The organism is Porphyrobacter sp. SLTP (assembly GCF_009905735.1).
Classification (GTDB): Bacteria; Pseudomonadota; Alphaproteobacteria; order Sphingomonadales; family Sphingomonadaceae; genus Erythrobacter.
In genome coordinates this window covers 14,067-28,669 of sequence record NZ_JAAALE010000019.1, presented here as the reverse complement: position 1 = coordinate 28,669, position 14,603 = coordinate 14,067, and the positions used below count along the sequence as shown (strand labels likewise).

The following is a 14,603-nucleotide window of genomic DNA, read 5'->3' as shown; positions in this document are numbered from 1 at the left end:
TGACCTCATCATGACCATCCTCCTCGACGCTTACAACATCGCCCGCTCGCACGGTACGGGGGTAGCCACCTATGGCCGCAACCTTGCGCGGGCGGCTGCGGGGTTGGGGTTTGAGGTCAACCTGATGTTCGGCACCCGCGCGGGCCATTCGCGCAAGCAGCCGCTGCTCAACGAAATCGCTCTGGCGGAGGGTGATGATGGGCAGTCCGAGCCGCGCAAGCGGAGGGCGCTGGCGCTTCCCGGTCAGGTCGCCAAAGCCACCGGCGGCGTCCTCGGCACCCGTCAGGCGCGCGAAGTCTCGCTTTCGGGCGAGGTGATCCTGCCGCCCGCGCTTGGCGTACCGGGTGCGCGGTACTGGCACACGCCGCAGCTCTATGAACTCGCCAACGCCGCGTTTCGGGCCACGGGACGGATGACGCGGGTCGCGCTGCCGGGAACAGACATTGCGCACTGGACCTATCCGCTGCCGGTCAAGACGCCGGGCGCGGCCAATGTCTATACGCTGCACGATCTGGTGCCGCTGCGCCTTCCCTACACCACGGCCGATCACAAGCGGCACTATCTCACCCTGTGCCAGCGGATCGCGCGCGAGGCGGATCACATCCTCACCGTGTCCGAGCATTCGCGCGCCGACATCATCCGCATTCTGGGCGTCGAGGAGGACAGGGTCACCAACCTCTACCAGTCGACCGATATTGCCAAGCTGATGGAAAGCGTATCGCCCGAACAGATCGCACAGGAGGTCGAAGGGCTGCTCGGCGTCGGGATGCGCGAGTACTATCTGTTCTTCGGCGCGCTCGAACCGAAGAAGAACCTCGCCCGGTTGCTCGAAGCGCATTTGATGAGCGGGTCGCGGCACCCCTTGGTGATCGTCGGTGCGCCCGGATGGGGAAGCGAGCGTGACGTCGCCCTGCTCAAGCAGCTGGCCGAGCTGGACACCGAGAAGCGCATCAAGTGGCTTGGCTATCTGCCGCGCCAGACGTTGGCTACGGCGATTGCCGGGGCGCGGGCGGTGATGTTCCCGTCGCTGTATGAAGGGTTCGGGCTTCCGGTGCTGGAGGCGATGTCGCTCGGCACCCCGGTCATTACCAGTGCCACATCCTCTCTGCCCGAAGTGGCGGGAGAGGCGGCTGTGATGGTCGACCCCTATGATGTGCGGTCGATCGCACGGGCGATCAAGGCGATGGACGATGATGACAGCGCCGTCGCAGAGCTGGGGCAACGCGGCCTCGTACAGGCAGAACGTTTCAGCGCAGGCGCCTATCGCGAACGGCTGGGCGAATTTTATGCGCGACTGACCGGCACCGCCTCGCGGCTTCCACACGACGCCCGGCCCGCGCAGCCTGTCCCGCTTACAAAGGCACACTCAGCATGAACCGCCCCATGTCCGCTACCGGAACCGTCGCACGACCCTTGCTGGCGCTGCTGCTCGCCGGATTGGTCGGTGCCTGCACCACACTGGGTGCAGCCGGACCCTCGTCCGGTCAGATTCGCAAGGCCGACGGGGCGGACTATGCCGGGTCGCAGGTCGCGCTGGTCGATCTCGATCCGCTGACCTACAAGCGGATTGCTGCCTTCGAACAGTCGCTTGGCCTGGCGCAGAAATTTGGCGAAGGCGGCGCGGGCGAAGTGCTGATCGGCCCCGGCGATGTGCTCGATATCGCGATGTGGGAAGCACCACCCGCCGTGCTGTTCGGCGGCGGCGGGGTTATCCCTGGGCTCGACGCCGGGGCGCAGAACCGGACTGTCGTCCAGCAAGTGGTCGATGGGACAGGCAAGATCAGCGTACCATTTGCCGGACTGATTGACGCGGCCGGGCAGACGCCTGCCGCAATCGAGCGCGCCATCGTCGCGCGGCTGGCGGGCCGCGCCAATGATCCTCAGGTCAACGTCCGGCTCTCGCTCAACGATTCGCGCAATGTGACTGTGCTGGGCGAGATCGCCGCCAGCCGCCGCGTGCCGCTCGGCCCGCGTGGCGAGCGGCTGCTCGACATCATCGCCAGCGCCGGTGGCCCGCGCGCGCCGGTACACCAGACCACCGTGCAGGTCAGTCGCGGCGGCGCTTCGGCGACGATGGCGCTGGAGGCGATCATTGCCCAGCCGGCACAGAACATTCGCATGCGTCCGGAAGACGTGGTGACGGTCCTGCACCAGCCCTACAGCTTCATTGCGATGGGCGCCGTGGCAACCAGCGCGGAAATCCCCTTCGAGGGGCGAGGCATCTCGCTCGCGCAGGCCTTGGCGCGGGTTGGCGGGTTGCGCGATAACCAGGCCAATATCCGCGGCGTGTTTGTGTTCCGGCTTGAACAGCCAGAGGCGCTGGACCCAGCACAGCGTATGGCGACGCAAGCGCTTGAGGATGGCCGGGTTCCAGTCATCTATCGGCTTGACCTGTCAGACGCCCGCGGGTTTTTCGTGGCGCAGGAATTCCAGATCCGCGATCAGGATGTGGTCTATGTCTCGACGGCACCGGGAGCGGAGCTGCGGGAATTCCTGTCGACTGTGACCAGCCTTGCGTTCTCGGCCATCGCGATCGGCAATGTTGTGACCAATAACGGCAACTGACCCCACGGCCGGACGGCCTGCGATCTTACGCGCGTGGGCGCAAGAACGCGCAGGACATCCCCAATCCGGTGTGTTGCCGTCGCGACACAGCGACCCCTTGCATGAGCCTCCGGCAAGGCCTTCAGATGGCGGAATTGCGCCGATTGCATGGGTACTTGCAAGAATGTTGCACGCCGCAAACTGGCATGACATACTTGTTTGCATGGACGCACGTTTCTTCTGTCCCCTCGGCGGTCAAGTGACCGTTCGCCGGTCGGTGGAGTTTCATCTCACCGACTGGTTCAACGAGTAATTCCCTGCCGCGCGGGATAGGCGCGGATTGATCGCAGCGACTGGCGCCGTGGCGCGCCGCTGCCCTTCACCACAGATCCGGGCTTCATCCCGCTGATTCGCCTCGCGGCCGCGTGCCGCGCCTCAGGGTTTCAGGGGGTTCACCTTATGTCATTTCAAACACCGCTTCACCGCGGCGCGCTGCGCGTCGCCTCCATTCTGCTCGCCGGCGTTGCCACGCCCGCTCTGGGTCAAGCCGAGGCGCAGCCTGCCGATGCCCAAGCCGACGTCACTACCGCCACCGAAGAACAGTCCGCTGAAGAGGGAGAAGCCATCACCGTCACCGGCAGCCGCATTGCCGGCCTGCCCAAGGATGGCCCGGTTCAGACGCTGGCCGTGACGCGCGAGGATATCGTCCAGTCGGGCGCCGGCACCATCATCGAAGTGCTGCAAGACCTGCCCGTCACCAGCGGCGGCGGCCAGACCTTCTCGACCGCGACCGCAGGTGCGCTGTCGTCCGACACGCCGGTCGGCGCTTCGGCGGTATCGCTGCGCGGGCTGGGTGCCTCCTCCACCCTCACGCTCATCAACGGACGCCGCGCCCAGATCAGCGCCTTCGCGCGCGGGCAGGAGAGCTTCATCGATGCCAGCTCCATCCCCTTGGCCGCGATTGAGCGGGTCGAGGTTCTGCCGTCCGGCGCATCGGCGATCTACGGTGCGGATGCCGTCGCCGGGGTCGTCAACTTTGTGCTGCGCGAGGATTTCGAAGGACTGGAGCTGTCCGGCTCCTACGGCAATTCCACCGCCGGGACAGACGAAGGCCGCTTCAACATCTCGGGCGTATTCGGCGCGCAACTGGGTGAGCGCAATTCGGTGATGCTGGTGGTCGATTATTTCCGCCGCAATCCCTTTTTCCTGCGCGACCGGGCGATCAGCCGCAACAGCTTCAGCCCGAGCCAGCAGGGCTTCTTCCCGAGCTTCAATGATCTGTTCCTCCAGACCAATGACCAGACCGAAGGCCCGGGCAACGGCGGCTGCGCGCCCGAGGATTTCGGGGTCGGCAACCTCGGCGAGTTCTGCGAGGTCAACAACAACGCCTTCGTCTCGGCCAATGATCGGCTGGAAACGCTGGGCGGCTTGTTCACCCACCAGTTCCGCATCACCGAGGGCCTGACGTGGTACAACGACGTCATTTACCAGCGCGTCCGCTCGCGCGGGGTCAGCAGCCCGGCCAACTTCAGCCGCGCACCGGTCGATCCCGAAAACCCGTACTGGCCCGCCGCGCTGCAGCAGGACATTATCGACGAAGCCGGAGTGGACGACTTCAGCGAATTTTTCGGCTTCCCGATCTTCGCCTGGGGCAAGGTGCCCGAGCCGCGCGGGGTGGAGGTCGAATCCGACAGCTACCGCATCACCTCCGGTCTCAAGGGCGATCTGACCGGCGATTGGGACTTCGATGTCGCCTTCCTGTTCGGCGGCAATGACCGGGTGCAGCGCGGAACATCCGGGCTTTACCAGTCCGGCACATTCTTCGATCTCAACCTCGGCAATATCTGCACCGACGGCAGCCGGGTGAACCGCTGGACGGTCAACGCGGCCCGGCCGAGCGCGCGCTTTGTCGGCAATACCTGCGAGGACTCCGGCAAATCGACGCTGTGGTACAACCCCTTCGGCGGGCAGACCGAGCAGGAGGACGGCGTGCTCGACCTGCTGGAGACCACCGCCGAACGGCGCGGCAAGTCGCGGCTCTATGCGCTGGATGGCTTCGTCAATGGCACGGTGCTCGAACTGCCAGCCGGCCCGGTCAAGGCCGCGTTCGGCGGTGAATTCCGGCGCGAGACGTTGAGCGATGTGCCATCGGGCCTCGCGGTCGCAACGCCGACCAACCCCGATCCGATCCTCGGCTTTTCGTCCACCAGCGCCAATGCCACGCGCAACAACTGGTCCGTGTTCGGGGAGTTCTACGTGCCCGTAACCGAGACGTTCAACCTGCAACTGGCCGGGCGTTACGACGATTTCCAGGGCTTTGGCGGCGACTTCAATCCCAAGATCGCGGCGCGCTGGCAGCCGGTGGAATGGCTCGCCGTGCGGGGCAATTACTCGACCAGCTTCCGCGCGCCTTCGCTCGCCCAAAGCGGGGCGGGTGTGTTGCTGTCGGCCTACCGCGTCGATTGCCGCGCAACGCCGCAAGCCTGCAACAACAACGCCAACGCCACGGGCCAGGCGCTGTTGTCCGAGGACGTCGGCAACCCCAATCTCGAAGCCGAAAACGCCCGCAGCTTCGGCGGCGGGGTGGTGTTCCAGCCGAGCAATGCGATCGAGCTGCTGGTCGATTACTGGAACATCCGGCACGAGAATCTGGTCGGCATCGACGAGGATGATTTCATCCGCCGCGCGCTGGCGGGCGATTTCCCGGTGGTGGGTTCCGGCCTGCTGCCGACCGGTTCGCCCGGACTGGAAGTGACCAATGGCTTCGTGTCGGATGCGCATTTCCAGATCACCAATCTGGGCTTCCAGAAGACCGACGGGATCGACATCGCCTACACCCACCGCTTCCCCGAAGGCCCGCTCGGGCTGTTCACGCTAACTGCGGATGTCACCCACATCCTCAACTTTGACCGGCAGGCCTCAAGCTCCAGCCCGGTTGAACGGCTGGCGGGGGATTACCTCTTCCCCGACTGGATCGGGGCGGCGCGGCTGCGCTGGCGCAAGGACGAATGGCGCGCGAGCGTCGCCGGGTTCTACACCAGCGGCTACCGCGACGATCCGGCCAACCGGACGCTCGACGCCCTGGGCCTGCCGCGCGGGCAGGACTATTTCGTCGATGATTACATCACCGTCGATTTCACTGTGAGCTACGATTTCGCCGAAGACAGCTTCGTCCAGCTGGCGGTGCGCAACGTGCTTGACGAGGATCCCCCGCTGGTGCTCGGTTCGTCTTCCAATGTCGACCTGTTCAATCACGACCTCATCGGTCGGTTTGCCACGGTCAGCATCGTGAAGCGGTTCTGAGCCACGGTGAGGGTCGCACCACCCGGGCCTTGCGCGTCAATGGCGCGCAGGGTCCGGGGCGGCGCGGCGAGGAGAATGCATGACTGACGATCCTGCGCTGCCCCCAGCGAAACGCTGGCAGATGCCCGATACGCTGCTGATCCTTTTCACGCTGGCGGCGCTGGCGTGGGCGGCGACCTGGCTGTTCACACCGGGGCAGTTCGCGCTGGCGGGCGATCCAGCGCGGATCGTGCCGGGGAGCTTCACGGCCGCCGCCGGGCCAAGCCCCGCGCCGATCATGGGCGGGAAGGAGCGCACCGGCTTCATCAACTTTCTGTTTGCAGGGCTGGTGACCGGGGATCGCAATTCGGCTGCGGTCGGCTTGATGGCCTTCATTATCGTGCTGGGCGGCGTGTTCGGGATGGTGATGAAGACCGGCGCGATCGACGCCGCGCTGCAATCGGCCCTGCCCGGCGGGAAGGCACGTAACGAGACGCTGATCATCGCGCTGTGCATCGCCTTTTCGCTGGCGGGCGCGGTGTTCGGGATGTCGGAGGAAGCGATTGCGTTGACACTGCTGCTTGCGCCTGCCCTGACCCGCGCAGGCTATGACGCGGTGACGGCAGTGCTGGTGTGTTACGGCGCGAGCCAGATCGGCTTTGCGACCAGCTGGATGAACCCCTTCAGCGTGATCGTCGCGCAGAGCATTGCGGGCCTTGCGCCGATGTCGGGGCTGGAGGTGCGCGCGGTGCTGTGGCTGGGCTTCACCCTTGCCGCCGCGCTGTTTGTCGCGCGTCATGCCCGCGCGGTGCGGCTGGGACGGCGGGCGCGGATCGGAACAATGGACGAAGCGGCTGCGGACGCACCGGCGATGGACTTCACGCTTGCGCACAAGCTGGTGCTGCTGACCGTGATCGCCGGGGTCGGCTGGGTCGCTTGGGGCGTTTCGACGCGCGGATATTACCTGCCCGAGATCGCCGCGCAGTTCTTTGCCGTAGGGATCGTCACCGCGCTGATTGCCCATTTCGGCCGAATTGTTGGCGCACGCGTTCATGCGATGGTCGATGCCTTCCGTGACGGCGCGGCGCAATTGCTCCCCGCTGCGCTGGTGGTGGGCGCGGCCAAGGGCATCCTGCTGATCCTCGGCGGCGATGACCCTGCGCAAGCCTCACTGCTCAACACATTGCTGGACAGCCTGAGCAGCCTAACCGCCGCCATGCCCGAGTGGCTGACCGCTTGGGCGATGTTCATGGTGCAGAGCCTCATCAACCTGTTCATCGCTTCTGGATCGGGGCAGGCGAGCGTGACCATGCCGATCATGGCCCCGCTCGCCGACCTGTCGGGCGTGACCCGGCAGACGGCCGTGCTGGCGTTCCAGCTGGGCGACGGGTTCACCGATCTCGTCAATCCGACCTCGGCCGTCCTGATGGCCTGTCTGGCGGCGGCCCGGATCGGGTTTGGCGAATGGCTGGCCTTCATCTGGCGGCCGGTGCTGGGGCTGATGGCCCTGTCGAGCGCGGTGATGATCGCCGCGCATCTGGGAGGATATTGATGCTGGCGCGGTTCATTCTGGCGGGCCTCGCCTTGGTGACGAGCACCGGTGCGGCGCGGGCCGAGGGCGGCACGCTGGTAATCATCGGCGGCGGGCTCGATCCCGCCAATGCCGAGATTTACGCCGCGCTGCTGGATGCCCGACCCGACGGCGCGCCCGGCATCGCGATCATTCCCGCCGCTTCGGGCGAATCCGGCGCCTCCTCGCGCGCTTTTACGGCTGCGTTGCAGCGCCACTGTGCAAAGCCCGAGGACATCGTGACAATCCGCCTCGCGCTGGTCGATGATCCCGGGACGCCCGATGAGGACGAAAGCCGCTGGGCCGGCAACGCGCATGACCCGGCGGAAATCGCGGCGGTCGAGCAGGCGGGCGCAATCTGGTTCCTCGGCGGCGATCAGGCGCGGATCACTGCGGTGCTGCTGGAGAGGGACGGCAGCGACACCCCGATGCTCACCGCAATCCGGCGAAGGCTTGCGGCGGGCGCGGTGGTCGGCGGCACCTCGGCAGGGGCGGCGATCATGAGCGAAGGGATGATCGGACAAGGCGACAGCTTGGGCGCGTTGCTGACCAATGCGGGCGGCGAACCGCTTGAACTGACCCGCGGGCTCGGGTTCCTGAAGGGCGCGCTGGTCGATCAGCATTTCGGTGAGCGCGCGCGGCTTGGTCGGCTGGCTGTGGCGATCACCGACCCGGCCCGGCCGCAGCGCATCGGGCTCGGAATTGACGAGGACACCGCGCTGGTCGTCAACCTCGGCGATGGCCGCGCGCATGTGGCAGGCAGCGGCTATGTCACCCTGCTCGATGCCCGCACTGCGCGGCGGACTCCTGGCCCGCGGATCGGGATCGCAGGGCTGACGCTGGGCCTCGCAGGGGCGGGTGACAGCATCGATCTTGCCAAGCCGGGCGTCACCCCCGCCCCAATCCGCAAGCCCACGGCGGGGCGCGAATACGTCGAACGCCCGCTGCTCGCAGGCGGCGGCATGGCCTATGGCGACCAATCGCTCGCTGTGGTCGTGGGGGAAGGATTGCTGGACAACGCCGCTGCCACTGTGACCGAACGCCACTCCTTCGCAGGCAGTGAGGGCGTCACCTACCGTTTTGCCAAGACCGGCGCGGCGCGCGGGTGGTGGGGCCGCGATGCGCAGGGCCGCGCCCGCTACACGCTCGAAGGCGTCGCCTTCGACATCACGCCGATCACCGTTGCAATCAGGAAGGCCGCCGATTGATGCCGCACCCTCACGTCATCGCATTGCACGGCGGAGCAGGCGTCCACCCCACCCGCGACTATCGCGAGGTCGAGGTGCATCTTGGCGCGCTGGTGCGGGACTGCGAGGCGCTGCTGGCAGACGGAGCGCGCGCAATCGACGTGGTCGAGCACGCGGTCGCGGCGATGGAGGCGAGCGGGCTCTATGTCGCCGGGCGCGGATCTGCCCCCAATGACCGGGGCGAGGTGGAATGCGACGCCGCGATCATGGACGGCGCGCGGATGCGGGCGGGCGGCGTATGTGCGGCGGTGGGCCTCGTCCACCCGATCAGCGCGGCGCGCGCGGTGCTCGAACACACGCCCCATGTGCTGATCGCAGGCGCAGGCGCGCGGCGCTTGGCGGAGGAGCAAGGGCTGGCGCTCGTGACAGACAGCGCCACCCACTACCGACTGCCGGTCGGGGTGGAGGCGGAAGAACTGCTCCAGCTCGATAGCGGTTTGGCGCATGGCACCGTCGGCGCGGTGGCGCTGGACCAGCAGGGGCGGCTCGCCGCGGCGACCTCGACCGGCGGCCTGTTCGGCAAGCGCGCCGGGCGCGTTGGCGATACCCCGATCACCGGCATCGGCAACTGGGCGGACGGCGATATCGCGGCCAGCTGCACCGGGATTGGCGAGGCTTTCATCTACGCAGGCGGCGCGCGCGATATTGCCGCGCGTATCGCCTATGGCGGGGCCAGCCTCGACGACGCCTGCCACGCGATGCTGGCAGAGGTCGCGCGGCAGCGCGGCGATGGCGGCGTGATCGCGGTTGATCGCCGCGGCGGGGTGACGATGGCGTTCAACTCCCCCGGCATGAAACGTGCGGTTGCCGGAGCAGGCCGCCAGCCCTTCGTTGGCATCCGTTAGGACACCGCAGCTCCGTCCAGACCTGTCGCAAAACGGCCGCACTTGGTCGGCCTTCATCGCCCACCCGTCAGATTTTGGCTTGCATTCGTCGTGCTCGACGCTAGGCGCACGATACGTTATCTCATTCTTTCAACGGGAACCCCCATGATCAAGCACAAGACGCAAACCGCGTCCTCCCACCTTGCACTCGCTGCCGTGCTGGGTCTGGCCTTTGTCGCCACGCCCGCGCTTGCGGAGACTGCCGAAGCGGAAGCCGCAGCGCAGCCCGCTAGCGGCGCTCAGGTGGAAGATGACGTCCACAACCGTCAGGCCGACGGGATCGGCACCATTATCGTCAGTGCGCAGGGCCTCAAGGAGCTCGACGTGCTGGCTGGGACCAGCGTCGTCGAAATCCGCGACATCCAGCGTGACGGCGTGACCGGCCAGATCGGCGATCTGCTGACCAAGATCCCGGGCGTCTCTGCCACCAGCTTCGCCCCCGGCTCCTCGCGCCCCGTGCTGCGCGGCCAGCAGGGCGAGCGTGTGCGCGTGCTGGTCGACGGCGTCGGCACCTCGGACGTGTCGAACACCTCGGTCGACCACGCGACCACCATCGACCCGATCACGGTCGAGCGGATCGAAGTGCTGCGCGGCCCCGCAGTGCTGCTCTACGGCAGCCAGGCGATCGGCGGTGCGGTCAATGTGATCGACAAGCGCATCCCGACCCGGATGCCGGATGAAGACTTCCACTTTGACGGTTTTGCCGGGATCGACAGCGCCACCAACCTGCGCACCGGCGCAGGCAGCCTCGATGTGGGCGTGGGCGAAAGCCTCGTGTTCCACGTCGATGGTTCATGGCGCCAGACCGATGACGTCGAGATCGGCGGCTTCCAGGTCGCACCGGCGCTGCGGGCCGATCTGCTCGCCGATGCCAACGAGGAAGAGGCAGAAGGCGAGCTGGAAGAAGCTGCCGAACTGCGTGAAGCCGCCAATCAGCGCGGCACGGTGCCGAACTCGGCGATGGAAAGCTGGACGATCAATGCCGGTCTCGGCGTGATCCTGGGCGAAAGCACCTTCGGCGCATCGCTTGGCTGGTATGACACCACTTACGGCGTCCCCACCCGCCCCGGCGCAGGCCACCATCACGGCGAGGAAGGCGAAGAAGAAGGCGGCGAGGAAGAGGGCGAAGAGCTCGTCACCATCGGCCTCAAGCAGTTCCGCGCCGACTTCAAGGGCGACGTCTTCCTCGGCGACGGCGCGTTTGAACGCCTGAAGCTGCGGGTCGGCTATTCGGACTACACCCACACCGAATTCGAAGGCGCTGAAGTCGGCACGGTGTTCGATTCCACCAGCGTCGAAGCCCGCGCCGAACTGGTGCAGAACACCGGCGGCACCCTGCGCGGATCGAGCGGCATTCAATACCAGCACCGCGATTTCTTCGCGGTCGGGGCTGAGGCCTATATCCCGCCCAACCTGACCGATCAGGTCGCGCTGTTCACGCTTCAGGAATTCGGCACCGGCCCGTTCCAGATCGAAGCCGCAGGCCGCGCCGAATTCACCAAGGTCAAGGCTCAGACCCTCGGCATCGAGCGTGATTTCGATACCTACTCCGGCGCACTCGGCCTCGTTTACGAAGGCATCGAAGGTATCCGCGTCGGCATCAACGGCTCGCGTGCCGAACGTGCGCCGAGCGCGGAGGAACTGTTCTCCGACGGCCCGCATATCGCCACGCAGGCGTTTGAAATCGGCGACGCCAATCTCAGGACCGAAACCGCATGGGGCCTGGAAGCCTATGCCCGCGGCAGCATCGGTGCCGGGACGTTCAACCTGACCGCCTTCAGGCAGTGGTTCGGCAACTATATCTTCCTTGAGGAAACCGGAGAGGAAGAGGACGATCTGCCGGTCTTCCAATACCTCCAGCAGGATGCCGACTTCTTCGGGATCGAAGCCGATCTCAACTATCCGATCGTCGACGGCGAAGGCTTCCGCCTGATCACCGATCTGCGCGCCTCCTATGTCGAGGCGGAACTGGCCGATGGTACCGCTGTCCCGCGCATCCCGCCGCTGAGCCTGCTCGGCGCGCTGGAGGCCCAGACCGGCGCGTTCGACGTGCGCGGCGAAGTGCAATGGTTCGACAAGCAGGACCGCACGACTGCGTTCGAAACGCCAACGGACAGCTTCACTTTGGTCAACGCGCTGATCGCGTGGCGTCCGCTGGCCGACAACCAGAACGTCACCGTGCAGCTAGCCGCCGACAACATCTTCGATGTCAACGGTCGCCGCCATGCCAGCTTCACCAAGGACTTCGTGCCGCTGGTAGGCCGCAACTTCCGTGCGAGCGTGCGCCTGAGCTTCTGACGATTTCAAAGAACGGGTGGGCCCCCGCGCAGGCGGGGGCCTCATTAGGTTTCGCACCAAGTCGACTGGGGTCCCCGCCTGCGCGGGAACCCGCAGCTCAGCTCTCGACCGCGAAGGTCAGTTCGGCGTGCTCTTCCAGCCGCTTCACCAGATCTTCGCCAAGGAAGCTCCCCGGTGTCCCGATCCCGCCCGGCTTGGTGCAGCTGAGCAGTGCAATCCCGGTCTCGGAGAGCATCCGGCTGGTCGAGCCATAGCCCGGATCATACCGGCCCTTGACGCCGAATTGCAGACGCCCGCCATCGGCCATGTCGGCGACGAAGACGACGTCGTAGAAGCCGTTCTCACGCTCTTCCTTGGTCGGACCTTCACCGGGCTTGGGCGGCTTGGAGCCGAACGGGTTCTTCATGAATTCCAGCGCCGCATTGGCCGCCGCCCGGCCCGCATCGCCCGGGCTGGTCAGCATCATCTCGTCATACTTGAAGTCGGTCCCGTAGGGGTGGCCGAGCAGGAAGTTGGTGCGGTGCACGTTCTTGGTGTTGATCGGCGCCATCACGAAAGGTGCGGACCACTTGCCCAGATCGTCCTCGTGGCTGGGGATCATGCCCGACGGCTGATTCGGCCCTTCAAACCCCGGTGTCAGCGCAAAGGGATTGCGCAGCACATTGATCAGCGAGGGGCTTTTCGCCGCCGCTTTCATTGTCGCGCCAAGGCTCGCCGCGGTGCCGCCCGAGAAGGTGCCCTGCATCGCCCGCACCCGGCCACGGATGCGCGGGGCAGGCTTGCCGAACTTCTCCACACAGGCCTTCTGCGTCATCATCACGCCGAGATCGAACGGGATCGAATCGAACCCGGACGAGAAACAGATGCGCGCGCCGCTGGCTTCGGCGGCGGCCTGATGTTCGGCGATCTTCTCGGCCATCCACGCCGGTTCGCCGCACAGATCGGCATAGTCGGTGCCGGTCTTCACGCAGGCTGCGACCAGCTTGTCGCCATAGAGCTGGTACGGGCCGACGGTGGTCAGCACGACCTTGGTGCGCTGGCACATCGCTTCCAGATCGGCGCTGTCATCGGCATTGGCGACCACCAGCGGGGTCGAGGCCGGCGCGCCGATCAGGTCGCGCACCTCCTCCAGCTTGGCGAGGCTGCGGCCTGCCATCGCCCACTTGGGGCCATCGGTGCGGCTACCGTAGTGCTGGGCAAGATATTCCGCCACCAGCCGCCCGGTGTAGCCGGTTGCGCCATAGACGATGATATCGAATTCGCGGGTGCTCATGTGTGGTCTCCCTTGGTTTTGCCCATGCCATGCAATCGGGCCGCGACTGAGTCAAAGGCCATCGCGGCACGTGTTGGGAAGTTGACAAGGATTACACCGTGTCAACTTCCCAACCCGCACATTTGCCTCGCAAATACAGTTACTTCTGCCCAGAATCCCGAGCGGACGGACAATTGTTTTCGGGAGAAAATACATGATCACGGCTCCACGGGGTCAATCCGGGGAGCCTACCGTGATGCCGATGCTGTAGGAAAGCGCGCGCGAATCCGGTTCCGTCGCCGCGGACCTAAAGCCGCGGCAGCGTCACCCCGCGCTGGCCCATATATTTGCCCGCACGGTCCTTGTAGCTCGTCTCGCAGCGCTCATTGCCCTTGAGAAACAGGAATTGGCACGCGCCCTCATTGGCGTAAATCTTGGCGGGCAGCGGCGTGGTGTTGCTGAATTCCAGCGTCACATGCCCTTCCCAGCCCGGCTCCAGCGGCGTGACATTCACGATGATCCCGCAGCGCGCATAGGTCGATTTGCCCAGGCAGATCACCAGCACATCTTCCGGCACGCGGAAATACTCCACCGTGCGGGCCAGCGCGAAAGAATTGGGCGGGATGATGCAGACATCGGTTTCGCGATCGACGAAGCTCTTGGGATCGAACTGCTTGGGATCGACCACCGAGCTGTCGACATTGGTGAAGATCTTGAACTCGGGCGCGACACGGGCGTCATAGCCGTAGGACGACAGCCCATAGGAAATCACCCCGTCGCGCCGCTGGGCCTCGACGAAAGGCTCGATCATGCCATGTTCGAGCGCTTGGGCACGGATCCATTTGTCGGAGAGAATCGCCATGTGTCAGGGATTCCCGATGCGCGGGTGCGGGGCAAGAGTGGGCGCAAACATATCCCCTCTCGCCTTAGCGTCACCGGCGCGGAATTTGGCTAGAGCCCCCGTTTCAGCCAAGCTTCTCTCTCCCCTTATGGGAGAGATACGGAGACTTGGCAGCTTGCTGCCTAGTCGCAGTTGAGAGGGGGTAGGGCCGGAGCTTTGCTCCGGACCCCTCTCCCAACCCTCTCCCGCAAGGGGAGAGGGCTAAGGGCTGCAATTCACTGGCACTTCAGCCGGATCACCTGCCACGCGAGCCGGGTCGGGTTGCCGCCGTTGCGGCGGACCTCTTCGTCGATGCATTGCTGCTGGAAGGTGCGGTTGTCAGGGACGACGCCCCGCGCCATGCGCTCGAAATCGAGCACGTCCTGCAAGTCCTGCGGCGAAAGGTCGCTGGTATAGATGCGGCCCGCATACAGCGCTTCGAGATTGGCGCGGGCGCGGAGCGCGCGCTCGGTTGGGGCGCCGGGCAGGCCATAGGTATCGCCGGGTGACGGTGCGGGCGTTGGCGTCTCGGCCGGCCTCGCGCGCATCTGGGGCTGCTCGGCCTGCGCGCTCGCCGTGATCATCAGCCCTGCAAGCAGCATGGCGCTGGACGACATCTTCATCACCGCTCTCCTCCTGCGGGTAT

10 protein-coding genes are annotated in these 14,603 nt (G+C 65.8%); 7 read left to right on the top strand and 3 right to left on the bottom strand.

Translation table 11 applies throughout. The annotated features are described in order from the left end of the window. The first annotated feature begins 10 nt into the window (after positions 1 to 10). The 7 genes from GVM20_RS13815 (at position 11) to GVM20_RS13785 (ending at position 11,825) form a co-directional block, all read left to right on the top strand. Complete coding sequence (locus tag GVM20_RS13815) at positions 11 to 1,375, top strand: glycosyltransferase family 4 protein (RefSeq protein WP_166547775.1); 1,365 nt, start codon at positions 11 to 13, stop codon at positions 1,373 to 1,375. Next, a complete protein-coding gene (locus GVM20_RS13810; RefSeq protein ID WP_234032023.1) occupies positions 1,372 to 2,565 on the top strand; it encodes a polysaccharide biosynthesis/export family protein in 1,194 nt (397 codons plus the stop codon). The genes GVM20_RS13815 and GVM20_RS13810 overlap by 4 nt, the downstream gene beginning before the upstream one ends. Before the next feature lie 438 nt (positions 2,566 to 3,003). Then, positions 3,004 to 5,847: a TonB-dependent receptor plug domain-containing protein gene (locus tag GVM20_RS13805; RefSeq protein ID WP_166547774.1), complete on the top strand. Its 2,844-nt coding sequence runs from the start codon at positions 3,004 to 3,006 to the stop codon at positions 5,845 to 5,847. A gap of 79 nt (positions 5,848 to 5,926) precedes the next feature. Then, positions 5,927 to 7,378, top strand: a complete 1,452-nt coding sequence (gene yfcC / locus GVM20_RS13800) for a putative basic amino acid antiporter YfcC (protein ID WP_166547773.1) — start codon at positions 5,927 to 5,929, stop codon at positions 7,376 to 7,378. Next, positions 7,378 to 8,604 (top strand): cyanophycinase, encoded by a 1,227-nt coding sequence (locus GVM20_RS13795; RefSeq protein WP_166547772.1) that lies wholly within the window; start codon positions 7,378 to 7,380, stop codon positions 8,602 to 8,604. Before yfcC ends, GVM20_RS13795 begins: the two co-directional genes overlap by 1 nt. Then, on the top strand, positions 8,604 to 9,488 hold the full coding sequence (locus tag GVM20_RS13790) for an isoaspartyl peptidase/L-asparaginase family protein (RefSeq protein ID WP_166547771.1): 885 nt from the start codon (positions 8,604 to 8,606) through the stop codon (positions 9,486 to 9,488). The genes GVM20_RS13795 and GVM20_RS13790 overlap by 1 nt, the downstream gene beginning before the upstream one ends. Before the next feature lie 144 nt (positions 9,489 to 9,632). Next, positions 9,633 to 11,825, top strand: a complete 2,193-nt coding sequence (locus GVM20_RS13785) for a TonB-dependent receptor (RefSeq protein WP_166547770.1) — start codon at positions 9,633 to 9,635, stop codon at positions 11,823 to 11,825. A 97-nt stretch (positions 11,826 to 11,922) separates the two neighbouring features. Here GVM20_RS13785 and GVM20_RS13780 read toward each other — a convergent pair whose 3' ends face one another. The 3 genes from GVM20_RS13780 to GVM20_RS13770 all read right to left on the bottom strand — a co-directional run bounded on the left by GVM20_RS13780 (position 11,923) and on the right by GVM20_RS13770 (position 14,580). Then, positions 11,923 to 13,098 (bottom strand): saccharopine dehydrogenase family protein, encoded by a 1,176-nt coding sequence (locus tag GVM20_RS13780; RefSeq protein WP_166547769.1) that lies wholly within the window; start codon positions 13,096 to 13,098, stop codon positions 11,923 to 11,925. Between the two features lie 286 nt (positions 13,099 to 13,384). After that, a complete protein-coding gene (gene dcd / locus GVM20_RS13775) occupies positions 13,385 to 13,939 on the bottom strand; it encodes a dCTP deaminase (protein ID WP_067407156.1) in 555 nt (184 codons plus the stop codon). A 254-nt stretch (positions 13,940 to 14,193) separates the two neighbouring features. After that, positions 14,194 to 14,580 (bottom strand): hypothetical protein, encoded by a 387-nt coding sequence (locus GVM20_RS13770; RefSeq protein ID WP_166547768.1) that lies wholly within the window; start codon positions 14,578 to 14,580, stop codon positions 14,194 to 14,196. Positions 14,581 to 14,603 lie beyond the last annotated feature (23 nt).

Coding starts and splice junctions, on each gene's coding strand:
- GVM20_RS13805 (WP_166547774.1), top strand. CDS start 3,004: ATGTCATTTCAAACACCGCTTCACCGCGGCGCGCTGCGCGTCGCCTCC.
- GVM20_RS13770 (WP_166547768.1), bottom strand. CDS start 14,580: ATGAAGATGTCGTCCAGCGCCATGCTGCTTGCAGGGCTGATGATCACG.
- GVM20_RS13790 (WP_166547771.1), top strand. CDS start 8,604: ATGCCGCACCCTCACGTCATCGCATTGCACGGCGGAGCAGGCGTCCAC.
- GVM20_RS13785 (WP_166547770.1), top strand. CDS start 9,633: ATGATCAAGCACAAGACGCAAACCGCGTCCTCCCACCTTGCACTCGCT.
- GVM20_RS13780 (WP_166547769.1), bottom strand. CDS start 13,098: ATGAGCACCCGCGAATTCGATATCATCGTCTATGGCGCAACCGGCTAC.
- GVM20_RS13795 (WP_166547772.1), top strand. CDS start 7,378: ATGCTGGCGCGGTTCATTCTGGCGGGCCTCGCCTTGGTGACGAGCACC.
- dcd (WP_067407156.1), bottom strand. CDS start 13,939: ATGGCGATTCTCTCCGACAAATGGATCCGTGCCCAAGCGCTCGAACAT.
- GVM20_RS13815 (WP_166547775.1), top strand. CDS start 11: ATGACCATCCTCCTCGACGCTTACAACATCGCCCGCTCGCACGGTACG.
- GVM20_RS13810 (WP_234032023.1), top strand. CDS start 1,372: ATGAACCGCCCCATGTCCGCTACCGGAACCGTCGCACGACCCTTGCTG.
- yfcC (WP_166547773.1), top strand. CDS start 5,927: ATGACTGACGATCCTGCGCTGCCCCCAGCGAAACGCTGGCAGATGCCC.